A 24873-nucleotide genomic window follows, 5' to 3' on the forward strand; every position below is an offset into this window, starting at 1 on the left:
TGTACGGCGACGACGGCAACGACTCGCTGTTTGGCGATGACGGCCACGACAACATCTGGGGCGGGGCCGGGCAGGACTGGATGTGGGGCGGCGCTCACAACGACACGCTCTCCGGCGGCCTCGGCAACGACGTGATCTATGGTGGCCTCAACGAGGACCGGATCTACGGCGACGACGGGGACGACACGCTGGACGGCGAGGACGGCTACGACACGCTGTTCGGCGGGGCCGGCAACGACGTGGTCTCGGGCGGCAATCACCGCGACACGCTCTACGGCGGGGCCGGGGACGACGCGCTGTATGGCGGCGACGGGGACGATTACCTGTTCGGCGACGAGGGCAACGACGTGCTGCAGGGCGGGTCGGGCAACGACACCTTGTATGGCGGGTCGGGCAACGACAAGTTCGTGTTCCATGCAGGCAGCGGCTCGGACGTGGTGAGCGGCTTCGGCTATGGCGACGTGATCCGTCTGATCGGGGTGTCGCGCTCGACCAGCGACTTCTGGAGCAGCTACAACAAGCCGAAGAACGTGTCGGAGTGGTTCACGCACAAGGGCGTGGAGATCACGGTGAGCGACGGCCGGACGATCTTCATCGAAGGCGTCAAGGCGGAGCAGCTGAAGGGCGGCATCGTCGACGGCGCCTGGCAATGGTGGATGTAACCGCCGCCTCTTCACACAGCTGACACACACAAAGCCCGCCGTGCACACAACACGGCGGGCTTCGATTTTGATTGCCGGAATGGACAGGTGTTCGTGCCGAGCGCGTTGTATGCGCTTGATGAGGGGTTAAGCCTTCGGTCCGTAAGCGGCGAAGAAAACGCTGATGGCGTTCTCTACGTTGCGCTTGATCTCATCCGCAGTCGGCGGCTCGCCGACGGAGAAGAGGAGGCGGCGCAGGATTCCGGATTGGCAGAGATCGAGGAAGTGCTGGGCCGCAACGGCTGTGTCCGCGATGGCGAGACGCCCCGCTTCGTTCTGTTGGTCGAGATAGGCGGCAAGCCGCGCAATGCCCTGGCAGGGGCCGGCTTCGTAAAAGGCTTGGCCCAGGCGGGGGAATTTTTCGGCGACGCCGATGACCATGCGGATCGAGGAGATGTGCTCCGGCTTGCTGAAGCGGCCGATATAGGTCTGGCCGAGCTTGGTCAGAACGGCGCGGACATCGGGATCGTCGGCATCCAGCTTGAACAGAACCTCCGCCAAGCCACGCTTCTCTTCGATGGTCAGCGCCTCGAACAAGCTCTCCTTGCTGTCGAAATAGACATAAAGTGTGCCCTTCGAGACGCCGGCCGTTTTCGCGATCTCGCCCATGCTGGCGCCATCGAAGCCGCTCGCCAGGAAGACCTGGCGGGCTCCCTCCAAAATCTGGCGGCGCTTGGCACTCTCCGCGCCTTCCTCTGTGGAGGAGGGGGCGGAAGGGGCCGTTACGCGGGCGATGTCTTTCAGGTCGCTCATGTGCGTTTTGTCACCTTCGGGCTATTGACCGAACGGTTCGGTCAAATCATATGTAGGCTACTTAGTCATTATAGTCCACCGCTGCAAGAACGGCTCCAGACTTTGAGAACCGGGCGGCCTGGGCTGTTGAAAGAGAGTTTCGATGGCTTACCGGGAAGAGTTCTCGCAAGGTGGCAAGGGTGCCGAGCCTGTCATGGATCGGCAGCCCGCCCAGGTGCTGGAAGCTGCGCCTGCTGCAAAGGAAACAGGGCAGGGAAGCCCGGCCTCCGGTGAGGCCACGCCTGCCAAGCCGAAGTCACGCAAGAAGCCCCTTATCATGGCGCTTGCGGGCGCAGCTTTGCTGTTCGGCGGCTATGAAGGCTTCAACTGGTGGACGGAAGGCCGGTTCATGGTCTCGACCGAGGACGCCTATGTGCAGGCCGACATCACGATCCTTTCGGCGAAGATCTCCGGCTATGTGTCCTCCGTGGCGGTCGCGAACAACCAGAGCGTCAAGGCCGGTGACCTGATCGCCAAGATCGACGACGGTGATTACCGTTTTGCCCTGCAATCCGCCAAGGACAAGCTCGCCACCCAGGACAGCGCCATCGAGCGTATCGGTCGCCAGATCGAGGCGGGCCGCGCTTCCGTGGCTCAGGCCGAGGCGCAGGTCGTGTCGGCTCAGGCTGGGCTTGAGCGTTCCGAAGGCGACTACGGCCGTCAGCAGCAGCTTGCCCGCTCGGATTACACGAGCCGTGCGGCGCTCGAGAATGCCAAGGCTGCCCGCGATCAGGCCGATGCCGGTGTGAAGAGCGCACAGGCTGCGCTTGTCGCGGCCAAGGCGAATGTCGATGTGCTCGCCGCGCAGCAGAACGAGGCGCGCCGCGTCGCGGCCGAGTTGCAGACCTCCGTCGAAAAGGCCCAACGCGATCTTTCCTTCACGGAAATCCGTGCGCCTGCCGACGGAGTGATCGGCAACAAGGCGGTCGAGGTCGGCACCTACGTGCAGCCGGGCGCAAGGCTGGCTGCTCTCGTGCCGCTGACCAGCGTGCATGTGGATGCCAACTTCAAGGAGACTCAACTCTCCTCGCTGAAGGTGGGCCAGAAGGTGAAGATCGAAGTCGATGCCTTCCCGGATACGGACATCGTCGGCACGGTGGAAAGCGTCTCGCCTGCGTCCGGCGCCGTGTTCAGCCTGCTGCCACCCGAGAACGCCACCGGCAACTTCACGAAGATCGTGCAGCGCGTGCCCGTGCGCGTGGCCGTGAACCCGGAAGTCGCGCAGCAAGGGCTTCTGCGCCCGGGCCTCTCGGTCGTGGTCGATGTCGACACGCGCACCTCGTCTGAGCCGCAGAAAACGGCCAGCGCCAAACAGTAAGAGAAGAGCAAGCCGCAATGGCCGCTTCCGCCGCCATATCGAACCCGGCCACTATCCCGGCCGCAAAACCTGCGCAGGTCAGCCGGCGCAGGACCTTTGCGTTCTTCTGCATGGTCTTCGGCATGTTCATGGCGATCCTGGACATCCAGATTGTCTCGGCTTCGCTTGCGGAAATTCAGGCGGGCCTCTCGGCCTCGTCCGATGAAATCTCCTGGGTGCAGACGAGCTACCTGATCGCGGAAGTGATCATGATCCCGCTCTCGGGCACGCTCTCGCGCGTGCTCTCGACGCGCTGGATGTTCGTGATCTCCGCAGGCGGCTTCACGTTCATGAGCTTCCTGTGCGCGACGGCGACGAATATCGACCAGATGATCGTCTACCGCGCGCTGCAGGGCTTCATCGGCGGCGGCATGATCCCGACGGTGTTCGCCTCGGCCTTCACCGTCTTTCCGCCGGAGAAGCGGCCCGTGATCTCGCCGATCATCGGCCTCGTGGCGACGCTTGCGCCCACCATCGGCCCGACGCTCGGCGGTTATCTCACCGACATCTTCTCGTGGCACTGGTTGTTCCTGATCAACATCGTGCCCGGCATCTTCGTAACAATCTCGACCTATCTGCTGGTCGATTTCGACGAGCCGAATTTAGAGCTGTTCAAGAGCTTCGACTGGGCAGGCCTCGGTTTCATGGCGGCCTTCCTCGGCAGTCTCGAATACGTGCTGGAAGAGGGCCCTCTGAACGAGTGGTTCCAGGATGAGCTGGTGCTGATCCTTACCATCGTCTGCGTCGTAGGCGCGTTCGGCTTCTTCTATCGCGCCTTCACGGCCAAGCAGCCGATCGTGGATTTACGGGCCTTCGCCGACCGCAACTTCCTCGCGGGCTCGTCCTTCAGCTTCGTCATGGGCATCGGCCTCTATGGCCTGACCTATCTGTACCCGGTCTATCTCGGCCGCGTGCGGGGCTATTCCTCGCTGCAGATCGGCGAGACGATGTTCGTGTCGGGCGCGGTCATGTTCCTGATGGCGCCGGTGGCCGGCATCCTGTCACGCAAGATGGACCCTCGCGTGATGATGGGCATCGGCTTCGCGGCTTTTGCCTTCGGCACGTTCCTGATGAGCGGGATCACCAAGGATTGGGATTTCTGGGAACTTTTCATCCCGCAGATCTTCCGCGGCGTCGGCCTCATGATCTGCATGGTGCCGATCAATAACATCGCTCTCGGGACGCTTCCGCCCGAGCGCATCAAGAACGCGTCCGGCCTCTACAACCTCACCCGTAACCTGGGCGGTGCGGTAGGTCTGGCGCTCATCAACACGGTACTCAACAATCGCCTGGACCTTCATCTCCAGCGGCTGCATGAGAGTGTGAACTGGGGCCGCTCGACAGCGGTCGAGACTCTGAACGCCATGACCATGAAGTTTCAGGCTCTCGGCACCGATGCCAACGCGGCGGCCATCAAGACCCTGTCCAACATGGTCCGGCGCGAGGCCATGGTCATGTCCTTCGCGGATGTGTTCCTGCTGCTGACCGTGCTGTTCCTGGGCCTGATCCTCGCCTTGCCTTTCATCAAGAAACCGCGTGCGGCGCCAGCCGGTGCCGGCGGCCACTGACGACCTTCCGGCTAACCTCCAAAAACTTCAGCCCGGCTTCCAAGCCGGGCTTTTTTCTACCGCGTTCATGCCTCGCGCGAGAGACGGTTCTCGTCGATTTGAATTTCGACGCGGGTGATCTCCACAAGCGCAGCTTTTTCTGGCCAGATGGCGCGAATGTCCTCCGGCAGGGCGTGACGCATCTTTTGCACCTGTCCCTCTGGGAGGTGCCGCGTCAGGACGGTGAAAACGGTCCGGGTGACATTTTCCGCATCGAGCGGTCGGGTCGATCTCATATCCTCAGCGACACGCTCCAGAAATTCATCGCGCGAGCGATAATGCTCTGGAGCTGTTGTCGGATTCCATCTGTCGTAGAGAAGCCCGCGGACCAGAAGCGGCAGTTCCGCGCCGAGGTGCGCAGTCAACTCGATGGGGACTCGGTCGCGCAGGGCCCGCAAGACGGAGCCCAGCGCATGCCAGGCGACATGCCGGTCGCAATTGAGCGCCTCCATGATCTCCTTGAGCCAGCTATTGGTTGCGTGAAGGGTTCTATCAAAGACTTCGAGACCGGTTGCGCTCATGGCGAACCTCCTGAGTCATGCGGCCTGCCCCTCTCGACCGTGCGGCAGGCGCGGTTTCCGCCTTCTCCGCGATCATGGCGCTGGAATGGGGCGTATGCGTGTCGGTTGCCTGTGCCCGGCCTTTCTGAAGCCTCATTTTTCCTTCCCTCCGGTCCGCCTGGACAGGCAGGGACTGGAGGGATGGCGTGTCCTTATGAATGGATGGGGACTGTTGCCTTTAAATCTGTTGTTCTTGAGGCCCGAACATCATAGCTTGCGCGGCAGGTTCTCTCGCTTAGGTGAAGTTCAAAAATCTTGCCTCCTCCACTCCGCCAATCCGCTTCCGTCGGCGCCGTGCGCCGGACCTTCGCTCCCTGGGCCGATCCCAATGCCAAGCCGTTGATCCGCGTCGAGAACGTGACGAAGCGTTTCGGCGAGGCGGTCGCGGTGGATCACCTGACGCTGGATATCTTCGAGGGCGAGTTCTTCTGCCTGCTTGGCCCCTCCGGCTGCGGCAAGACGACCCTCATGCGCATGCTGGCAGGCTTCGAATACCCGACGGAAGGGCATATCACCCTGGCGGGCCAGAGCCTGGAGGGCGTGCCGCCCTACCGCCGCCCTGTGAACATGATGTTCCAGTCCTACGCGCTCTTCCCGCATATGAGCGTGGAGAAGAACATCGCCTTCGGCCTGAAGCAGGACGGTTTGCCCAAATCCGAGATCGCGGACCGCGTCGGCGAGATGCTGCGCCTCGTGCAGCTGGAAAAGCTCGCCAAGCGCTATCCGAGCCAGCTCTCCGGCGGCCAGCGTCAGCGCGTGGCGCTTGCCCGCGCGCTCGCCAAGAAGCCGAAGGTGCTTCTCCTCGACGAGCCCCTCGGCGCCCTCGACAAGAAGCTGCGCGAGGAAACCCAGTTCGAGCTGATGGACATCCAGCACGAGCTCGGCATGACCTTCGTGGTCGTCACCCACGACCAGGAAGAGGCGATGACCATGGCCGACCGCATCGCGGTCATGGACCATGGCCGCATCGTGCAGGTTGCCGATCCCGGCGAGATCTACGAACAGCCCAAGACCCGCTTCATCGCGGAGTTCGTGGGCGACGTGAATATCCTCGAAGGCCATGTGATGGGCCAAGAGAACGGCCTCTGGCGCGTGAAGACCGCTTCTGCCGAAGTGCCGCTCACCATCGACGATCCGGATGAGGTGCTGCATTCCGGCCAGGCCGTCGCCATCGCGGTGCGGCCTGAGAAAATGACGATCCAGCGTGAGAAGCCGGGCCCCGAGGCCGTGAACGTGCTCACCGGCGAGGTGTGGGACATCGGCTATCTTGGCGACTGGACCGTTTACAGGGTCAAGCTCGCAACGGGTGAAATCCTGAGGGTGACGCGCGCCAACGTGTCCCGTTTCGTGGACAATCCCATCGATTGGGACGAGCAGGTCTACATCACCTTCGCGCCGGGTGCGGCGGTGATCCTGGCGGAATAGCCATGAAAGAGCGTTCCTTCACGAAGAGGCTGAGCGCTGGGCTGGTGCCCGCCGTGCCGTATCTCTGGCTCGGCGTGTTCTTCCTCGTGCCGTTCCTGATTGTGCTCAAGATCAGCCTGTCCGATCCCGCCGTCGCGCAGCCGCCGTACAAACCAGTTTTCGAGTGGAGCGACATCGCGGGCTTCTTCAGCGCGCTCGATCTGGAGAATTTCGAGCTGCTGACGCAGGACGATCTCTATTTCCGCGCCACTCTCTCATCCGTACGGATCGCGGCGATCTCGACCTTGCTTCTGCTGCTCGTCGGGTTCCCCATCGCCTATGGCATGGCGCGCGCGCCGGAGCGGCACCGCTCCCTGCTGGTGGCGCTCGTCATCCTGCCGTTCTGGACGAGCTTCCTCATCCGCATCTATGCGTGGATCGCGATCCTGAAGCCTGAAGGTCTGCTCACGCAGGCGCTCATGGGTGTCGGCCTCATTTCAGAACCTATCGAGATCCTCAACACGGAATGGGCGGTCTATATCGGCATCGTCTATGCCTATCTGCCCTTCATGGTGCTGCCGCTCTACGCGACGCTCGAGAAGATGGACGACACGCTTCTGGAAGCGGCGCTCGATCTCGGCTCGACGCCGTGGCGCTCGTTCTGGACGATCACGGTGCCGCTTGCCATGCCCGGCATCATCGCAGGCTCGCTCCTCTGCTTTATTCCGGCGGTGGGCGAGTTCGTGATCCCGGATCTGCTCGGCGGATCGGAAACGCTCATGATCGGGCGTCAGCTCTGGAGCGAGTTCTTCTCGAACCGCGACTGGCCGCTGGCTTCCGCCGTCGCCATCCTGCTGCTCATCATTCTCGTCCTGCCCATCGTGGTCTATCGCGATGTGGAGGCACGCCGTCTGGAGACGCGGCCATGACGAGGCGTCTCAGCGTTTTCAATGTCACGTCGCTGGTTCTGGGCTTCGCGTTCCTCTACCTGCCGATCCTGCTGCTCGTCGTCTATTCCTTCAACGCATCAAGGCTCGTGACAGTCTGGGGCGGCTTCTCGACGCAATGGTACGGCGCGCTCTTCCGCAACCAGGCGCTCATGGAGGCGGCCTGGGTGACGCTGCGCATCGCGTTGCTATCGGCCAGCATGGCAACGGTGCTCGGAACCCTCGCGGCGCTTGCGCTCACGCGATACGGGCGCTTCACGGGGCGTACGCTCTTCACCGGCATGATCTATGCGCCCATGGTGATGCCTGAGGTGATCACCGGTCTGTCGCTGCTGCTGTTCTTCGTCGCCATCGATCTCGATCGCGGCTTCTGGACGGTCACGCTCGCGCATACCACGCTCACCATGTGTTTCGTCACCGTGGTGGTGCAGTCGCGTCTCATGACCTTTGATCGCTCGCTGGAAGAGGCGGCGATGGATCTCGGCGCGCCGCCTTTGCGCACGTTCTTCGCCGTGACGCTGCCGCTGATCGCGCCGTCCATCGTGGCGGGATTCCTGTTGGCCTTCACCTTGTCGCTCGACGATCTCGTGATTGCGAGCTTCAACACGGGGCCGGGCGCGACGACGCTGCCGATCAAGATCTACAGCCAGGTTCGCCTGGGCCTGTCGCCGGAGATCAACGCGGCCTCCACCATTCTGATCGGCCTCGTGACGCTCGGCGTGATTTCAGCAACGTTGATCAGTAAGCGCTCGGTGATGCGCTCGAAGCGAAACGCTCACTGAGCGGTTGCCTGCGGCCTGGGCTCGTCCGGGGGCACGCGGCTTGAGGGCAGGAGGGGCTTTGCCGCTCCTGACCGCTCGATCAGGGAGCGAGCCTTCGGGGCGACGCTCACATTGTCCCAGCCGCCATTGATGTCGAAAGCGATGGCGGGGACGGATGAGGAGGCCGAGGAGATCTCCGCCTTCAGGCTGAGCGTGCGCTCCACCATGAGCACCTGACCCTTCATCTCGGCCGTCACATCCTCGGACGTGAGCCTTCCTTCCGTCACTTCGCCGATGCCGTCCTGAACGGCGATCTGCGCCTGGGCTTCCTGGAACGGCGTGCGTCCGCCCTTCCAGTTGAGGCTGGCGAGAAGCGGATGTTTCTCGACACGCTTCAGCGCATCGTCAAGGGCAATGCCGACGAGCTCGCCCTTGCGGACAGTGACCGAGCTGCGGCCATGCGCCTTCTGCACCACTTCGACAGGATTGCGCCCCTTGCCCTCGAAAGTGAATTGTCCCTGCGCGCGGCCCGTGATCCAGCGCGGCTCTCCCATGCTGCTCAGGAAAGGCGCGATCTCGACGTTGCTGAAGGTGCCCTGGCTTTTGAACTCGGTCTCGCCATTGACGGAGATGAGCGACAGGCGGCCCTTAAGGCTGCCGTCATGAAAATCGGCACGGCCGATGGAGGCTTCGATCTCGCCTGGGCGCACGAGGACGCTGGCTGCCATATCCTCGACGCGCAGCTTGCCCAGACGCGCAGAAGCCGCAGAGAGGCGCAGGTCGAGATCGCTGCCCGTCACATGGGCCAGATCGAGCGCATCCTCGCTCCACGCCCCGGACGAGGTGCGGGCATGGCCGAAAGGCGCAAAGAGATCCGCGAGGTTCAGGTCGTCCGCCGCGAGCGTGCCCGAGATCACAGGCCGCTCCGTGTCGAAGCGAACCGCCATCGTGCCCTCCAGCTTGTCGTCGCCCAGCTTGACGGCGACGGAGGGCCAGGACAGGCGGCGGCGGTCCATGGAGAAGTCGCCCTTGACCGAGAAGGCCTGAACCAGGGGGCCGAACGGCAGCTTCACACCGCTCCAGCGGGCGAAATCCCGCATGGAAACGGTTTCGATGGAGCCGTGGCCGGTGAGGCCGGGATTGGCGCCCAGCTGCGCCTCGCCCTGGAGGCTCAGGCGCATCGTGGGAGCAGCGACGCTCAGCTCGATAGGGCTGATGCGGCCGGCGGTGATCCGGTCAGGATGGATGGAGGCTTCTTCGACCGCGACCCGCTCACCCCGCCAGAGAACGTTTCCATAGGCCATCAGCGGCTCTTTTTCGCCGACCCAGCGAATGACGAACTCCGAAACGTCCAGATCCGAATCCTTCAGGTCGGTCCAGTGGATGGCGGTGCGGTTGAGGATCAGGCGACGGGCATGAAGAGCGCTGGAGCGGCTCTTGAACACCTCGTCCCATTTCACGTTCTGAAGGGCCTGGGCGGAGGCCGTGATCTTGCTGTCGCTCAGGTCGAAATCCGACAGCTCGACCCTTCCGAACAGAAGGGGAAGAACCCTGATCTCGCCGCGCAGCGTCCCGCCCTCGGCCTTGAGGGCCTGTTCCGGGAAGCGGAGGCTGACGTTCTCGAACTTGACCCGTGGGATCGGCAGCACGGCAAAGGTGGAGCGGCCCTCGACCGTCAGGTCCAGGCCGTAGCGCTCCTTCATGTGGTCGGAGAGGGCAGACGACAGGCCGTTCTCCCTGAGGGTCCAGGGAGCTGCGGCCGCTCCAAGAACGGCAAGCGCAATCAACGCGATGAAAAAGGCGACGCGGCGGGACATGAGCTTAAGTGTTTAAACCTTGTGCCCCACCTCGCAAGTGACGGATGGTCAACACTCTGTGGGTTGGCGGGGCCGAATTATCATTTGTTCCCATATATCCATAGGAAGGGATTGTCTAAATTGAGGCCAAGTTGCAGGGTGCGACCCGATTACATTTCAAGGCCTTGAAGGGCGGGTGGAGCCCTAGGAGGAATCGTTGATGAATAAGGTTTACAGCGACGCGCGGTCCGCGCTGGCCGGCGTCGTGAAGGACGGGATGACGATCATGGCCGGAGGCTTCGGCCTGTGCGGCATTCCGGAGACGCTGATCGAGGCGATCCGTGATTCGGGAGCGAAGGATCTCACCTTCATCTCCAACAACGCAGGCGTCGACGGCGTCGGTTTGGGCCGCCTCCTGGAGACCCGCCAGATCCGCAAGATGATCTCGTCGTATGTGGGTGAGAACAAGCTCTTCGCCCAGCAATACCTCTCCGGCGAGCTGGAACTCGAATTCAATCCTCAAGGCACGCTCGCCGAGCGCATTCGCGCGGGCGGCGCGGGCATTCCGGCCTTCTACACCAAGACCGGCGTCGGCACGCTGATTGCCGAGGGCAAGGAAGTGCGCGAATTCAATGGCGAGAAATACGTCATGGAAACCGGCCTCTTCGCCGACATCTCCGTGGTTCATGCCTGGAAGGGCGACACGGAGGGCAACCTCGTCTACCGCAAGACCGCCCGCAACTTTAACCCGATGATGGCAAGCGCCTCGCGCATGACGATTGCCGAGGTGGAAAATCTGGTGCCCGCCGGCGAGATCGACCCGGATTGCATCCATACGCCCGGCATTTTCGTGAAGCGCATGGTGCATGTTCCGAACCCGGTCAAACACATCGAGCAGCGCACCACCCGCAAGCGCGAGGAGACAGTCTGATGGCATGGACCCGTGAACAGATGGCGGCCCGCGCCGCCAAGGAGCTGCGCGACGGTTATTACGTGAACCTCGGCATCGGCATTCCGACGCTCGTGTCGAACTACATTCCCTCCGGCATGCATGTGCAGTTGCAGTCGGAGAACGGCATGCTCGGCATGGGACCTTTCCCCTTCGAGGGCGAGGAGGATGCCGACCTCATCAACGCCGGCAAGCAGACGATCACCGAGCTGCCGACCACGAGCTATTTCTCGTCCGCGGATTCCTTCGGCATGATCCGTGGCGGCCATATCGACCTGTCGATCCTCGGCGCTATGCAGGTGGCCCAGAACGGCGATCTCGCCAACTGGATGATCCCCGGCAAGATGGTGAAGGGCATGGGCGGCGCCATGGACCTGGTGGCTGGCGTGAAGCGCGTGGTCGTGGTCATGGAGCATGTGGCGAAGGCCAAGGACGGCTCGGAAGAGGCGAAGCTCCTGAAGGCCTGCACCCTGCCGCTGACCGGCACGGGCGTGGTCGACATCGTGATCACCGATCTCGGCGTCTTCTCCATCGACAAGAAGGGCGGCAACGGCATGACCCTGATCGAGCTGGCCGATGGCGTCACGCTCGACGAGATCAAGGCGAAGACGGAAGCCGACTTCAAGGTTGAGCTGAACGGCAAGCAATCGAACGCTGCTTAACGCGCTTCGGATATTCCGCACCGCAGGCCTCGGGTGCTCTCCGGGGCCTGTTTGTTTTTGGAGGGAACCGGGGCGGGGCCGGTCCGTTTGCCTGACTATGACGCCCCTAGGCCCCAACACGCTTCACCTGTGCATCGACATGCAGCGGCTCTTTTCACCCGACGGGCCGTGGCCGACCCCGTGGATGGAGCGCGTGCTGCCAACGGTCGCGCAGATTGCCGAACAAGCGCCTGACCGTACGGTCTTCACGCGTTTCATTCCCCCGCACCGGCCCGAGGACATGCCCGGCACATGGCGCGGCTATTACGAGCGCTGGCGTGAAGTGACCCGCGAGCATCTCGATCCGCGCCTTCTGGAACTGATGCCGCCGCTGCAACGGCTCGTTCCGCCTGCGATCGTGCTGGACAAGCCGGTTTACTCAGCATTCGCCGGTCACAAGCTGCGCGATCTCGTCAGCGAGCGCGGGATAGACACACTCCTCATCACAGGCTCGGAGACCGACATGTGCGTTCTTGCCACCGTGCTCGGTGCGGTCGATCTGGGCTTGCGCGTCGTGATCGTCACCGACGGTGTTTGCAGCTCATCCGACGAGGGTCACGATACGCTCCTGACGCTCTATACCAAGCGCTTCAGCTATCAGGTCGAGACGATTACCAGCGAAGTCGTGCTGGCGGAATGGGCGGCGTGAGGGGCAAATGAAATGCCGGTCACGAGCTCGGGTTGCTCGAGGGTGAGTCCGGACTCTCCGGCCTCTTCTGACGAGCCTCCGCGCTGCGCACCAGTTGGATGACGGGCAGAAGGCCGATCAGCACGATGACGAGCGCGGCGAGGGAGCCGTCCTCGAAGCGTCCGCGTGAGGCGTAGGTATAGACCTGCGTGGCGAGCGTTTCCGTGTTGAGAGGGCGCAGCAGCAGGGTCGCGGGCAATTCCTTGATGCAATCCACGAAGATCAGCAAGGCGGCGCTCGCCATTGCCGGACGCATGAGCGGGATTTGAATGCGCCAAGCCATTTCCTTGCGCGACGAGCCCAAAGTGCGCGCCGCATCCTCAAGGCTCGGCGAAACGCGGTCGAGGCCTGCAGAGAGCGAGCCGGTCGCAATCGACAGGAAGCGCAGGACGTAGGCGATGATGATGGCGAAAGACGTGCCCATGAGAAGCAGGCCAAGGCGCTCCCCGGTGAGGTGGCGCCAGATCGTGCCGATTACTTCGTCGATTTTGACCAGCGGCGTCATGAGGCCGAGCGCGAGCACCGTGCCGGGAACCGCATACCCTAAGCCTGCTACGAACAGAGTGCTTCTCGCCAGCGGCGACTTGGCGATGCGCGCAACGGAGACGAGCAAGGTGGCGAGCGCAAGAACCGCGATGGTCGCCGTGACCGACAGGCCCAGCGTGATCAGGAGATGATCGAGAAACTCGGAGTCGAACTGTGCAATAAGGCTCCCGCGCAGGATCTCGCGCAACAGGAAGGCGACAGGCAAAACGAAGCCGAGGAAAACCGGGATGGCGCATAGCACCGTCGCGAGCCATGCACGCCCGCCAAACAGCGGAGCCGGATGCACGACGCGCGAGCGCTTGGCCGAGGTCGCGTAGCGCTTGTCCTTACGGCCGTAGCGCTCGATGAGTATCAGCGCGACGACGAACGCGAGCATCACGCAGGCGATCTGCGCGGCGCCGGGAAGGCTGCCCCGGTTGAGCCATGTGTTGTAGACGGCGACGGTGAGCGTACGCACGCCGAGATATTCGCTTGCCCCGATGTCGTTCAGCGCTTCGAGCATGGCGAGCGACAGGCCGACAGCCAGGGCAGGGCGGGCGAGGGGGAGGGCGATGACGCGAAAGAGCTTCAGGCGGCTTGCGCCGAGAACGCGCGCGACCTCCAGCATGCTGGCGCTTTGCGTCAGGAACATCGCGCGCGAGACGATGTACACATAAGGGTAGAGGACGGCGGACATCACGAGGATGCAGCCATAGAGCGAACGGATTTCAGGGAACCAGTAATCGCCGCGCGACGTCCAGCCCATGGCATTGCGCAGAGCCATCTGCACGAGGCCCGCGGAATCGAACAGCTCCACGTAGATATAGGCCGTGATGTAGGTCGGCACGGCGAGCGGCAGGGGCAGAAGCCACACGAGAATGCTGCGGCCGGGGAAGCGATGCGCGGTCACGAGCCAGGCGGAGGTGATGCCCATGGAGCCCGCAACCACCGCGATGCCGGCAAGAAGCGCCAGCGTGTCGACGATGCTCGACGGCAGGACGTTGCGGATGAGGTGGGGCCAGATCTCCGCGTCGCCCTCGGCCGCGATCCCGATCAGTGCCGCGATGGGCAAAAGCACGAGCAGCCCCGCCGCAGCCACGGCGGCGGATAGCCACCAGGGAATGCGCTTCCCCGACTGTCTCAGGGCGGTACGGAATAGGGATTGTGCTTCTGCGGTTGCTCTCAATGTAAAACGGCGCTGCCGTTGCCGGCAGCGCCTCCTTTGAAGTGCAGCTTTAAGGCGCTGCGCATCGCTTTACTGGTCGAAGCCGACCTTGTCGACCAGTTCACTGGCCTTCTTGCGCAGCTTGGCGATCTCGGCGATCGACACGTTGTCCGCCTTCAGCTCGCCGAAGGAGGCGATGGTCGGGTGAACCTTGATGCCTGCCTTGATCGGGTATTCGGAGTTGGCTTCGGCATGGATGTGCTGCGAGTCGTCGGAGACCATGAACTCCATGAACTTCACGGCGTTCGCCTTGTTCGGAGCGTTCTTGGCGAGCGCGAGGCCGGAGACGTTCACATGCGTGCCGCCGCCCTGGAAGGTCGGGAGGATCACGTTGATGGCCTCACCCCACTTCTTCTGCTCTTCGTCCTTGCCGTTCAGCATGAGCGAAACGTAGTAGGTGTTGCCGACAGCGATGTCGCAGACGCCGGCGAGGATGTCCTTGGCCTGCTCGCGGTCGCCGCCCGAGGGCTTCTTGGCGAGGTTGGCCTTCACGCCCTTCAGCCATTCCTCGGCCTTGGCTTCGCCCATATGGGCGATGGCGGCTGCGATGAGGCTGACATTGTAGAGATGCTGGCCGGAACGAATGCAGACCTTGCCCTTCCACTTGGGATCGGCGAGCTCTTCATAGGTGATGGCCGTCTGCTTCACGCGCTCCTTGGAGGCGTAGACCACGCGGCCGCGCAGGGCGATTCCGAACCAGTGACCTTCCGGGTCGCGATAGGCGGCGGGAATCACCTTCTCAAGCGCCTCGGACTTCACGGCTTGAGTCACGCCGTAATCCTTGGCGGCCTGAAGGCGGCCGATATCGACGGTGAGGATGATGTCCGCAGGGCTGTTCGCGCCCTCGGTGCGCACGCGCTCCTCGAGGCCGTTATTGATGAAGATCGTGTTGACCTTGATGCCGGTCTCTTTGGTGAACTCGTCGAGAACCGGCTTGATGAGGCCCGGCTCGCGGGTAGTGTAGATGTTGAGTTCCTGGGCGGAGGCCGCCGTACCCGCAAGAGTGCCGAGAGCGACGGCACCGGCCAGGAAGCCGCGCATGAATTTCACATTTGCCATTTTTGGTTCTCCACGGATTCAGGGGCGTCATATCGCGCCGAAACTGTGCCGCAAGAACCACGATCCAGGACTGGGGTCAAATAAAAAACAAGTTATATCAATAACTTAGATAAATTCTAAACTGTTCTTGTTTAGAGGTTTTCTAGGCTGATATGGCCTTCTGGACGGTGGGCTTGTCGGCCCGCAGCGTTTCGATCTCCGCTTCCATCCTCTGCATGTTCTTGAACAGGCGCTCGCTGGTAAGCCGCAGGAAGTAGAAGCCGAATTGCGGGTTCTGGAAATAGAGCTGGCGCACCTCGTCGTAGGAGATGTTCAGCACCTCTCCGTCCTCCAAACATTCCAGGGTTTGAGTCCGCTTGTTGTCCGGAGACATGAAGCCCATTTCGCCGACGACCTGTCCCTGCAGCAGCTCGATATCGAGTTCTTTCAAATGATAGCGGCCGGAGAGAGTGTAGAACATGCAGTTGGCGGTATCGCCTCGGGCGAACAGAATTTCGCCGGCCTTCACATTACGGCGTGTCATGAAGGGCTTAAGCCATTCCATCGATAGGTCACTCTTCGAGGCCTGTTTCACCTGCCGGATCAGGCGGATCATCTGGTAGAGCCGCACCGCGTTGAGGGGCAGAAGGATCAGGTTGACCGTGATGCTGGGATAAAGCCGCATGATCACGGCATAGGTGAGCGAAACGGCATTCGTCGCGATGCCGACGCAGCGCAGCGGAATGATCGTGCGCATTGCGCTGCCGGTGATGGAAAGAGCGGCTGCCAGCCAAGCAATGCCATCGATCCAGGTCAGTGAGTTGAGCCACGCCATGAAGCTTATTTCCCCATGTTATTCCGCAACGTCATATACGTATCATCGCAGAGTGCAAATGCGACACCCCGCTTCGCGCAGTCCGGTGAGGCTGGGCCGCAGGGTGGGACACGAAAAAGGCCCCCAGTCGGGGACCTTGAGCTGGGCGCGCCGGGCACAAGCGCGGCGGTAGTCAAGGCTGCGCGGCGGGGCGAGGTGTGACCAGTCGATCGGGCACCGTGAGGCTACGGCGCTGCGGTTGCACACTTGTGGACGCGGTGGTGGCGCGGTCCCGTGAGTTGCTGGAGACTGAGGGCGGCGGGGGGACATCGGTGCGCGGAAGCACGCCTTCGGGAGCGGCCGAGATCGCACATCCGGCCAAAGCCAAACATGACAGGCCGATAAGGGAAACGATTGCTGTCCGATGCATGGCATCACTCTCCGTTCTTGTCGCTAAAGCTAGGCCATAAAAGCGTGAAGTCGAGTCTGGGCGGCCTGAAAATTCCTAGGGCGGGGCTCCTCCAGGGGACGTCGAGACCTACCTTCATGAGGAAGCCCAATGCCCTTGCAAAGCATAGAGGAGTTCATGAGCCCCAATCGCCTGAAGATGAGCGCCGGAATGCTCGGCAAAGGATGCGGCCTTCTGGCCGGAGCGTGGCTGGCCGTGATGGTCTTCGGCAGTGCGGCCGAAGCGAAGTGCCAGGATGCGCCAGGGCCGAGGGTCGATTGGGCGGGCTGTTCCAAGGCGCGGATCATGCTGACCGGCGAGGACCTCTCAGGCACGAACTTTCACCGGTCGCTTCTGACCTTAAGCGATTTCGGCGGGTCGAAGTTGGTAGGCGCCAATCTCAGCGAGACCGAGATCAGCCGCACGCGTTTCGAGAAGGCCGATCTGTCGAAGGCGAATTTTACCAAGGCGCTCGGATGGCGGGCGAACTTTGCCGAAGCGATTTTGGCCGAGGCGAATTTCGCATCCGCTGACATGAACCGCTCGAACTTCGCAAAGTCCCGGGCAACAGGAGCCGATTTCCAGAAGGCGGAATTGAACCGGTCGGATTTCAGCGGCGCGAACCTGGAGCGTGCCAACATGGCGAAAGCCGAGCTGGCGCGCGTCGTCTTTCAGCAAACGGCGCTCACGGGCGTCGACTTCAACCATTCCAACCTCTCCCGCGCCCAACTGAGCGGAGCGATGCTTCGGGATGTGAACATGGAGGGTGCCTACCTCTACCTTACTCAATTCAGCGGTGCGGATCTGTCGGGCGCGAAGGGGTTGACGCAGACTCAGGTCGACATGGCCTGCGGCGACGCCCAAACCAAGCTGCCTTCAGGGATAACGGTCCCCAAGACCTGGCCCTGTGCCAGCGACGACGATTGAACCCCGCGGGTTGAAACAAACCACCAGCTTAACCGTTGGATTCCGTGAGACTTGATGGCCCGAACAACCATTTCCGGGAGCAGGCCTGCGGTGACGACGCTCAAGGAATTCGAGGACGCCCTCCGCGAGCAGGGCATGCAGATGGCCCTCGCGATCCTGCAGAAGCTACGCGAAAGGGACAAGGACAAGCGCTCCGTGGCGCCTGCGCGCCGCATTACGGGACGCAAGATGACGCCCGAACTCGCCCGGCACATTCTCGATCTGCACGCGACGACGGACATGACCCAGCAGGAAATCGCCTTCGAGCTTGGGGTCAATCAGGGGCGCGTCAACGAAGTCATCAAGCGCGGAAAATGGTTGGATGACGACCCTAATTCGCCTGAGGCGATAGCGCGAGACAAGGCCAAGGCGCGCATGAAAACCACAGCTAACCGCAAGCCCTCCGTCCGGAGGAGAGATACTTCTTCGCAGAAACGCCGGCCTCACACGTCAAGCAATCAGGCGCAGCTGAGCCTCGGGGATCTATAGGCGCGGCAGAAGGTGGGGGCCATCTCATCAGGCCAGAAAAAACCCTGCCCAGGAGGGCAGGGTGGATAGTTGTCTCCTCGCCTTCGGTTGGTACCCGAAAACAGGGTCATTACGGCATGTAAAAAAGGTAAAGTCAAATTAATCTATTGCAAAAAGTTTCATTATTTGAATATATGCTTATAATCGCTTGAATATACAAAAGTAGTAATACTTTTGGTACTTGGCAATGTGGCTGCTTAAAGGTGCGTGTTGCTCGTTTGCAATAGCTTTTTCTTGTCGAAAGAGCGAAGTTTCAACCGTGGATCTCACAATCAGGGGTTACGGTTATGAGAAAGTCTGTATTGAGTCTTCTTGCGGGAGCTGCAGGAGTTACGTTGCTTGCAGCCAACGCTTCAGCCGCGGACCTTCCGCGTGCTGCTCCTCCTCCGATCGTTGCGGCTCCTCCCATCTTCACCTGGACCGGGTTCTATGCCGGTGTGAACGCAGGCTGGGGCTGGCGGGACGACAATAGTGAAAGCGTTATCCTCGGCGGCGCTGTTCCCGGCACGTTGTTCTTCGACAACAACAACGACGGAGGTTTCGTCGGCGGCGGCCAGATCGGTTACAACTACCAGATGGGGTCGTTCGTCATCGGCGTTGAAACCGACATCCAATGGGCCGACACCGACCAGAACGTCAATGTCCGGTTTGTGCCTGCTGCGCTTCCTGGCACCTTCGTGCCCGGCGAGTTCAATAACGACTTGTCGGACTGGTTTGGTACGGTTCGCGTCCGTGCCGGTGTTGCGTTCGATCGCGTGCTTATCTACGCCACCGGTGGTCTTGCGTATTCGGACGACAATACCGGTTGGGCTCTCGGCGGTGGTGTTGAGTGGGCGTTGCCTGTGAACATGTTCGGGTCTTCAGCGGTCACCTTCGGCCTTGAAGGTCTGTGGCTCAGCTTCGACGAAGACAACAACAACGGCGACGGTTTCGTCGGGACGTTTACCCCTGTCGCAGGGGGCCCAGTCGGCGTCTTCGCCCCTGATCTGGGTAATAATGACAACGACTTCTTTGTCGCGCGTGCCAAGTTGAACTTCAAGTTCGGTACTTACTAAGCGTTGCGTCCTCCCTGTTGGACTTGGGCCCGGGAGAAATCCCGGGCCTTTTTGCATGCTCAGCTAAAGCAGAGATTTAGAGGTTGGCCGCGACCGGCTCGTTCGTGCGAACCTGATCGCGGCCTCGGCCCGGGTTTGCCCCCACGGGAGGTTTAGACCTAAACCGTTCAAACGTGACCTGAATAGGGCACAGCTTGAGGTTCAAAGATTTTTCAAAAAAGCTCGGAACCTATTCGTTTAACGAGCGTTTATAGGCATCTCCGGTCCTTTTTGCCCCTACGGCCGGACACCTCAGAGCACCCTTCGGGTGCTCTTTTTCTTTTCCGCTATCCTTCGAACCCCTTGGATTTCCAATAAAATCCAAGCTGGCCCGTTTCCTGATCAACTATAGCTGCGCTCATCCGCAATGACTTTGCCGTCATTAGGCAAGGTTCCCGGTGCGACGATCGAGACGGTGCCTTTGAGCTTCGTGACGGCCAGAAGCGTGGCCGCGACGGCGCCGGCAAGATCGCCCGATACTTGCGCGCATTCGGCGAGAAGCGTCATAGCATCGGCCTCGTTGTCCCGCTCGACGCGCAGGCGAAGGCGCCCCAGCTCCGGATGGCGGCGGCCGATTTCCGCCACCTGTTCCGGGCGCACGAACATGCCTTTCACCTTGGTGGATTGGTCGGCCCGGCCCATCCAGCCCTTGATGCGCATGTTGGTGCGGCCGCAGGGGCTCAACCCGGGCATCGCGGCTGTGAGATCGCCGAGAGCGAGGCGGATGAAGGGGTGGCGCGGGTCCAGAGTGGTGACCACGATCTCGCCGACCTCGCCCTCCGCAACCGGATCGCCCGTACCGGGACGCACGATTTCCACGATGATCTCTTCATTGACCACGAGCCCCTCGCGCGCCGAGGTCTCGTAAGCGATGAAGCCGAGATCGGCGGTGGCATAGGCTTGGTACGCATCGATGCCTTTGGTCGTGAATTCTTCCTGCAGGGATTTCGGAAAGGCCGCACCCGAAACGAGCGCACGCTTGATGGAAGATATATCGCGCCCGGCTGCCGCCGCGCCGTCGAGCAGAATCTTCAGGAAATCCGGCGTGCCGCAATAGGCTCTCGGGCGATAGGCTTCGATCAGTTCGAATTGCTGCTCGGTATTGCCGGGCCCTGCAGGAATGACGGCACAGCCCAGGGCGCGCGCACCGGAATCCATGATGAAGCCGCCCGGCGTCAAGTGGTAGCTGAAGGTGTTGAGGACAACATCTCCCTGTCGAAAGCCCGCGGCGAAGAGGCCGCGCGCCGCGCGCCATGGATCGCTCTCGGCCGGTTCCGCCTCGAAAATAGGTCCTGGCGACGTGAAGAGACGTCCGAACGAGCCCGGGGCGTTGCTGACGAAGCCGCCGAAGGGCAGGGCGCTTTTCTGCAGTGTCGAGAGTTCGCTCTTGCGCAGCACGGGAAGGGCGGCCAGCGCTTCACGGCTGGTGATGCTCGCCGGATCGAAGCCCCTCAACCGCTCCGCATAGGCCGGAGCGGCTGAGGCGCGTCTCAGGATCTCGGGCAGCCGGATGAAGAGATCGCGTTCGCGATCTGACGGCGCACGGGTTTCAAGAGCATCGAATGTATCGGTCAAGGCAGTCTCGTCTCTCAATGATCAATCAAGCCAGCCAGCGCTTGCGGCGCTTGTAGCTTTTCACGGCACGGAACGACTTGCGGTCACCTTCCGAGACGCCGAGGTAGAATTCCTTCACGTCTTCGTTCTCGCGCAGCGCCTGTGCGGGGCCGTCCATCACCACGCGACCGGTTTCGAGAATGTAGCCGTAGGTGGCGTATTTGAGCGCCATGTTGGTGTTCTGCTCCGCGAGCAGGAAGGACACGCCCTCGGATGAATTGAGAATGCGCACGATCTCGAAGATCTCTTCCACGATCTGCGGTGCCAGGCCCATGGACGGCTCGTCGAGGAGGATCATGGAAGGTTTCGACATCATGGCGCGCCCGATGGCGCACATCTGCTGCTCGCCGCCGGAGGTATAGCCCGCCATGGAGGTGCGCCGCTGCTTCAGTCGCGGGAAATATTCGTAGATCGCCTCCAGATCGTGCTTGATAGCGGCGTTGCCGTCCTTGCGCGTGAAGGCGCCGGTGAGCAGGTTCTCTTCGATGGTGAGGTGGCCGAAGCAATGGCGGCCTTCCAACACCTGGATGCAGCCGCGTCTCACCAGTTCGTTGGGAGACAGCTTGTCGACACGCTCGCCGTTGAATTCGATGGAGCCCTTCGTCACTTCGCCGCGCTCCGCATGGAGCAGGTTGGAGACGGCCTTCAGGGTCGTCGTCTTGCCCGCGCCGTTCGCGCCGAGAAGCGCCACGATGCCGCCCTTCGGTACGGTGAGCGACACGCCCTTCAACACGAGGATCACGTGGTCATAAACCACCTCGATATTGTTGACGGTCAGAACGGTTTCAGCGGATGCGGGCTGCATCTGGACGGCGCTGCTCATGAACGATCCCTTCGGGCTATCCCCTTAAGAAAGGAAGCATGCGGGATTTCTCCCGCATGCTGTCTGTCAAAGCGCTCTCAGCTCGCCTTGTCGCAGGCTTCCGAGCGCTTGGGCCAGCCGGCGTTCTTCTCGGCATAGTCCTTCGCAGCGGCATCGAGCTGCGTCTTCACGCGGTCGGTCATCGGCTCGATCGGGTTCGAGATCTTCACCCACTTCGTGCCGTCCCATTCCTGCATGAAGGCGGCGCGGTGGCCGTTGTGATCGTTGCAGGAAAGCACGAGCTGGTCGGTGAAGCCTTCGAGCCCGAGCTCCTTCAGGCGGGCCGCATCGAGCTTGATGTTCTCGAGGCCGCGGCGCACGTCCTCACCGGTCACGGCCTTCTTACCCGTGATCTTCTGCGCCTGGGCGATACCCTCGGCGATCAGCAGCGAGTTGTAGACGCCACGGTTGTAGAGAACCTCACCCACCTTGTCCTTGGCGGCCTTGGAGAGGCCCTTATCCACTACGTGCTTCTGGATGTCCTGGATCGCGGGGAAGTTCGCACCCACCGCGTGCCAGTTGAGTGTCTTGAAGCCCTTGGCGCCTGCGCCGCCGGAGCGCGCGTCATCCTCGCTCGGCCACCACACGGAATAGAACTTGTCCATGGGATAGCCGGAGCGCACCGCTTCCTTCACGGCCGCGCCGTTCATGGTGCCCCAGCCCCACATGATCATGTAGTCGGGCTTGTCGCGCCGGGCCGAAAGCCATTGCGAGGACTGGTTCTGCATGTCCTGCGCTGCGACGGGATAGAGCGCCACCTCGAAGCCGATATCCTTCGCCATTTCCTGCAGCAGCGGGATCGGTTCCTTGCCGAAGGCGGCGTCGAGGTGGATGAAGCCGATCTTCTTGCCCTTCAGCTTATCGAGGCCGCCTTCCTTCTCGCCGATGTACTTGATGATCATCGACATGCCGTCCCAATAGGTGGCCGGCGGGTTGAACACCCAGGGGAAGACGTCGCCGCGCGCCGAGGCGGAGAGGCCGTAGGCCATGGAGAGGACCGGGATCTTGTCGACGGAGGCGCGCGGGATCAGCGGCAGGGTGATGCCGGTCGACCACGGATTGACCACGACCGGGCTCTTGCCCTTCACCGCCTCATAGCATTCGACGCCTTTCTTGGTGTCGTAGCCGGTCTCGCATTCCTCGATGACGAGCTTGACGCCGCCGATGCCGCCGTCGCGCTCGTTCAGCATGCGCAGATAATCATGCATGCCGTCGGCGATGAAGGTGCCGGAGCCCGCGAAGGGGCCGGTGCGGTAGGTGAAGAGGGGGACGTAGATCGAATCCTGCGCGAAGGCAGGCAGCGCGGTGCCAGTGAGAAGGGTCGCGGCGACCAGTTTCAGGCTCAGCTTGCGAAACGACATTGTGCGTTTCCTCCCGTTGTTGTCCGGCATGGAGCCGGTTCTTTGAACTTCCCGTCTCCTTTTCACGCCAGCCGTCAGTAGGGGAACGGCCAGACGAGGAGCTTCTGCTTGCCGATCTGCCAGAGCCGCGCGAGGCCGTGCGGTTCCACGATCAGGAAAAAGATGATGAGCGCGCCCACGATCATGAAGCGCAGGTGCTCGATGGTGTCGGCGCCCACCGAAATTCCGAAGGGCGAGAGCATGGCTGGCAGAACGATGCCCAGCACGATCGGCAGGATGAAGATGAGCGCCGCGCCGAAGAACGAGCCGATGAGGCTGCCCAATCCGCCGATGATCACCATGAAGAGGATGAAGAAGGACTGGTTGATATTGAACACATCGTATTCCGCGCCGCCGTACCAGAAGAAGACCATGAGCGCGCCTGCGACGCCGCAATAATAGGACGAGACGGCAAAGGCGAGGAGCTTGGTCTGGAGCGGACGGATGCCCATGAGTTCGGCAGCCAAGTCCATGTCACGAATGGCGATCCACATGCGCCCGATGCGGCCATGGACGAGGTTGGAGGCGAGCCAGGTCAACACGATGACGATGGTGAGCACCAGAAGATAGCGCGTCTGTGGCGTGGCGTTCGGCCCCATGATCGGAATACCGAAGAGAGTGCGCAACGGCGCATCGAGCGCGCCGGAGACGTTGTAGTTCACGAGCCACGGGATGCGGATGAAGCACCATTGCAGGAAGAACTGCGCCGCAAGCGTGGCCACCGCGAGGTAGAAGCCCTTGATGCGAAGCGACGGCAGGCCGAACAGCGCGCCGATGGCGGCGGAGAAAAACCCGGAGACGAAGATCCAGACGATCACGTTCACGCCCGGAAAGGCCGTCATCAGCTTGTAGCAGGCGTAAGCCCCGACGCCCATGAACGCGCCGGTGCCGAGCGAGAGCAGGCCCGTATAACCGGTGAGGATATTGAGCCCGATGGAGGCGAGAGAGAACACCAGGAAGGGGATCATCACGGCTTGCAGCAGGAAGCTGTTGCCGACGAAGGCCAGCGCATAGGCGGCGAGAATGATGAGGGCGATGCCGATCCTGTCCTGACGCAGCGGGAAGATCGCGGAGTCGCTGACGTAGTTCGTCTTGAATTGACCGGCTTCGCGGTAAAGCACGTCAGAACTCCCTTAAATCCGTTCGATGATCTTCTCGCCGAACAGACCTTGCGGCCTGTAGAGCAGGAAGAGGAGGGCGATCACATAGGCAAGCCAGGTCTCCACACCGCCGCCGACGAGCGGGCCCCAGTAGAACTCGCCGAGCTTCTCGCCCACGCCGATGATGAGGCCGCCGATGATCGCGCCCGGAATGGAGGTGAAGCCGCCGAGGATGAGAACGGGCAGGGCTTTGAGCGCGATGATCTGGAGAGAAAACGACACGCCCGAACGCGCGCCCCACATGATGCCGGCGACCAAAGCTACAAGGCCCGCGGCGAACCACACGATCACCCAGATCTGGTTGAGTGAAATGCCGACGGAAAGCGCCGCCTTGTGGCTGTCCGCCACGGCGCGTAAGGCGCGTCCGATGCGGGTCTTGGAGAAGAACACCGCGAGCAGGGCGATCATGATCGAGGCGATGATGGCGGCGGCGATGTCGAGATGCTGCAGGCGGATGGAGCCGCCGAGCGCCTCGATCTCCGTGGTGCCTTGCGGCAGGAGGAGTGCCTCCGTGATCATCTCGCGCGGGCTGCCGCCGAAGATGAGTTCGCCGAAGCCGATGAGAAGATAGGTGAGGCCGAAGGTGGCCATGAAGAGGATGATGTCGGGCTGGTTCACGAGCGGGCGCAGCACCACGCGCTCCACCACGACGGCGAGGACGAGCATCGCAAGGGCCGCGAGGATCAGCGCCAAGAAGGCGGGAACGCCTTTCTCGTAGAGGCCGACCAGGATCAGCGCCGCGAACACGACCATGATGCCTTGCGCGAAGTTGAACACGCCCGAGGCCTTGAAGATCAGCACGAAGCCGAGCGCGATGAGCGCATAGAGAACGCCGGAGACGAGGCCCTCCCACAGAGTCTGGATCAGTAGATCTGGCGCTTCGCCCATGAAGAGGAAGGGTTCGATGAAAACCTTATAAAGAATGTCCATCAGCCG

The 24873-nt window shown here is 61.9% G+C and carries 23 protein-coding genes; 12 read left to right on the forward strand and 11 right to left on the reverse strand.

The window, feature by feature from the left end; translation table 11 throughout:
* On the forward strand, positions 1-662 hold a 662-nt coding region (locus tag MHY87_RS16240), incomplete at its 5' end, for a calcium-binding protein (RefSeq protein ID WP_239353562.1).
* 126 nt (positions 663-788) lie between these two features.
* Here MHY87_RS16240 and MHY87_RS16245 read toward each other — a convergent pair.
* Positions 789-1454 (reverse strand): TetR/AcrR family transcriptional regulator, encoded by a 666-nt coding sequence (locus MHY87_RS16245; RefSeq protein WP_239353564.1) that lies wholly within the window; start codon positions 1452-1454, stop codon positions 789-791.
* 142 nt (positions 1455-1596) lie between these two features.
* Here MHY87_RS16245 and MHY87_RS16250 point away from each other — a divergent pair, with 142 nt between their 5' ends.
* On the forward strand, positions 1597-2811 hold the full coding sequence (locus MHY87_RS16250) for an HlyD family secretion protein (RefSeq protein ID WP_239353566.1): 1215 nt from the start codon (positions 1597-1599) through the stop codon (positions 2809-2811).
* A 17-nt stretch (positions 2812-2828) separates the two neighbouring features.
* The gene (locus MHY87_RS16255) at positions 2829-4418 is read left to right on the forward strand and encodes a DHA2 family efflux MFS transporter permease subunit (RefSeq protein WP_239353568.1); all 1590 of its coding nucleotides are present in this window, start codon (positions 2829-2831) and stop codon (positions 4416-4418) included.
* A gap of 65 nt (positions 4419-4483) precedes the next feature.
* Here MHY87_RS16255 and MHY87_RS16260 read toward each other — a convergent pair whose 3' ends face one another.
* Positions 4484-4978, reverse strand: a complete 495-nt coding sequence (locus MHY87_RS16260; RefSeq protein WP_239353570.1) for a DUF2267 domain-containing protein — start codon at positions 4976-4978, stop codon at positions 4484-4486.
* 294 nt (positions 4979-5272) lie between these two features.
* Here MHY87_RS16260 and MHY87_RS16265 point away from each other — a divergent pair, with 294 nt between their 5' ends.
* Genes MHY87_RS16265 through MHY87_RS16275 form a run of 3 tightly spaced genes read left to right on the forward strand, consistent with a single transcriptional unit; the run spans position 5273 to position 8150 of the window.
* Entirely contained in the window at positions 5273-6442 is a 1170-nt protein-coding gene (locus MHY87_RS16265; protein ID WP_370644963.1) for an ABC transporter ATP-binding protein, read from the forward strand.
* Between the two features lie 2 nt (positions 6443-6444).
* Positions 6445-7350, forward strand: a complete 906-nt coding sequence (locus tag MHY87_RS16270) for an ABC transporter permease (protein WP_239353572.1) — start codon at positions 6445-6447, stop codon at positions 7348-7350.
* On the forward strand, positions 7347-8150 hold the full coding sequence (locus tag MHY87_RS16275) for an ABC transporter permease (protein WP_239353574.1): 804 nt from the start codon (positions 7347-7349) through the stop codon (positions 8148-8150). Before MHY87_RS16270 ends, MHY87_RS16275 begins: the two co-directional genes overlap by 4 nt.
* Here the strand turns inward: MHY87_RS16275 and MHY87_RS16280 are convergent.
* The gene (locus MHY87_RS16280; RefSeq protein ID WP_239353576.1) at positions 8144-9946 is read right to left on the reverse strand and encodes an AsmA-like C-terminal region-containing protein; all 1803 of its coding nucleotides are present in this window, start codon (positions 9944-9946) and stop codon (positions 8144-8146) included. The two genes, MHY87_RS16275 and MHY87_RS16280, sit on opposite strands and share 7 nt — an antisense overlap.
* A gap of 199 nt (positions 9947-10145) precedes the next feature.
* Here MHY87_RS16280 and MHY87_RS16285 point away from each other — a divergent pair, with 199 nt between their 5' ends.
* The 3 genes from MHY87_RS16285 to MHY87_RS16295 all read left to right on the forward strand — a co-directional run bounded on the left by MHY87_RS16285 (position 10146) and on the right by MHY87_RS16295 (position 12224).
* Complete coding sequence (locus tag MHY87_RS16285) at positions 10146-10856, forward strand: CoA transferase subunit A (RefSeq protein ID WP_239353578.1); 711 nt, start codon at positions 10146-10148, stop codon at positions 10854-10856.
* Entirely contained in the window at positions 10856-11536 is a 681-nt protein-coding gene (locus MHY87_RS16290) for a 3-oxoacid CoA-transferase subunit B (protein ID WP_239353580.1), read from the forward strand. Before MHY87_RS16285 ends, MHY87_RS16290 begins: the two co-directional genes overlap by 1 nt.
* A 97-nt stretch (positions 11537-11633) precedes the next feature.
* Positions 11634-12224 carry a cysteine hydrolase family protein gene (locus MHY87_RS16295; protein ID WP_255726672.1) on the forward strand — a complete coding sequence of 197 codons (591 nt, stop codon included), beginning with the start codon at positions 11634-11636 and terminating at the stop codon, positions 12222-12224.
* Between the two features lie 19 nt (positions 12225-12243).
* Here MHY87_RS16295 and MHY87_RS16300 read toward each other — a convergent pair whose 3' ends face one another.
* The 3 genes from MHY87_RS16300 to MHY87_RS16310 all read right to left on the reverse strand — a co-directional run bounded on the left by MHY87_RS16300 (position 12244) and on the right by MHY87_RS16310 (position 15886).
* Entirely contained in the window at positions 12244-13866 is a 1623-nt protein-coding gene (locus MHY87_RS16300; RefSeq protein WP_239353584.1) for an iron ABC transporter permease, read from the reverse strand.
* Between the two features lie 177 nt (positions 13867-14043).
* Positions 14044-15072, reverse strand: coding sequence for a Fe(3+) ABC transporter substrate-binding protein (locus MHY87_RS16305; RefSeq protein WP_239353586.1), 1029 nt, complete (start codon positions 15070-15072; stop codon positions 14044-14046).
* Between the two features lie 142 nt (positions 15073-15214).
* Complete coding sequence (locus MHY87_RS16310) at positions 15215-15886, reverse strand: Crp/Fnr family transcriptional regulator (protein WP_239353588.1); 672 nt, start codon at positions 15884-15886, stop codon at positions 15215-15217.
* A 565-nt stretch (positions 15887-16451) separates the two neighbouring features.
* Here MHY87_RS16310 and MHY87_RS16315 point away from each other — a divergent pair.
* From MHY87_RS16315 to MHY87_RS16325, 3 genes are all read left to right on the forward strand, one after another.
* Positions 16452-17240 carry a pentapeptide repeat-containing protein gene (locus tag MHY87_RS16315; RefSeq protein WP_239353590.1) on the forward strand — a complete coding sequence of 263 codons (789 nt, stop codon included), beginning with the start codon at positions 16452-16454 and terminating at the stop codon, positions 17238-17240.
* Positions 17241-17330: 90 nt separating this feature from the next.
* On the forward strand, positions 17331-17768 hold the full coding sequence (locus tag MHY87_RS16320) for an RNA polymerase subunit sigma-70 (RefSeq protein WP_239353746.1): 438 nt from the start codon (positions 17331-17333) through the stop codon (positions 17766-17768).
* 374 nt (positions 17769-18142) lie between these two features.
* A complete protein-coding gene (locus MHY87_RS16325) occupies positions 18143-18862 on the forward strand; it encodes an outer membrane protein (protein ID WP_370644964.1) in 720 nt (239 codons plus the stop codon).
* A gap of 381 nt (positions 18863-19243) precedes the next feature.
* On the opposite strand, the gene MHY87_RS16330 is transcribed toward MHY87_RS16325, so the two are convergent.
* From MHY87_RS16330 to MHY87_RS16350, 5 genes are all read right to left on the reverse strand, one after another.
* Positions 19244-20476, reverse strand: coding sequence for a phenylacetate--CoA ligase family protein (locus MHY87_RS16330; RefSeq protein ID WP_239353594.1), 1233 nt, complete (start codon positions 20474-20476; stop codon positions 19244-19246).
* A gap of 25 nt (positions 20477-20501) precedes the next feature.
* Positions 20502-21338 carry an ABC transporter ATP-binding protein gene (locus MHY87_RS16335; protein WP_239353596.1) on the reverse strand — a complete coding sequence of 279 codons (837 nt, stop codon included), beginning with the start codon at positions 21336-21338 and terminating at the stop codon, positions 20502-20504.
* Between the two features lie 77 nt (positions 21339-21415).
* Positions 21416-22738 (reverse strand): ABC transporter substrate-binding protein, encoded by a 1323-nt coding sequence (locus tag MHY87_RS16340; RefSeq protein ID WP_239353606.1) that lies wholly within the window; start codon positions 22736-22738, stop codon positions 21416-21418.
* Between the two features lie 74 nt (positions 22739-22812).
* Positions 22813-23898, reverse strand: a complete 1086-nt coding sequence (locus MHY87_RS16345; RefSeq protein ID WP_239353608.1) for a branched-chain amino acid ABC transporter permease — start codon at positions 23896-23898, stop codon at positions 22813-22815.
* A gap of 12 nt (positions 23899-23910) precedes the next feature.
* Positions 23911-24867, reverse strand: coding sequence for a branched-chain amino acid ABC transporter permease (locus tag MHY87_RS16350; RefSeq protein WP_239353610.1), 957 nt, complete (start codon positions 24865-24867; stop codon positions 23911-23913).
* Between the last annotated feature and the right edge of the window lie 6 nt (positions 24868-24873).

This window comes from Microvirga sp. ACRRW, assembly GCF_022346925.1.
Taxonomy (GTDB): domain Bacteria; phylum Pseudomonadota; class Alphaproteobacteria; order Rhizobiales; family Beijerinckiaceae; genus Microvirga.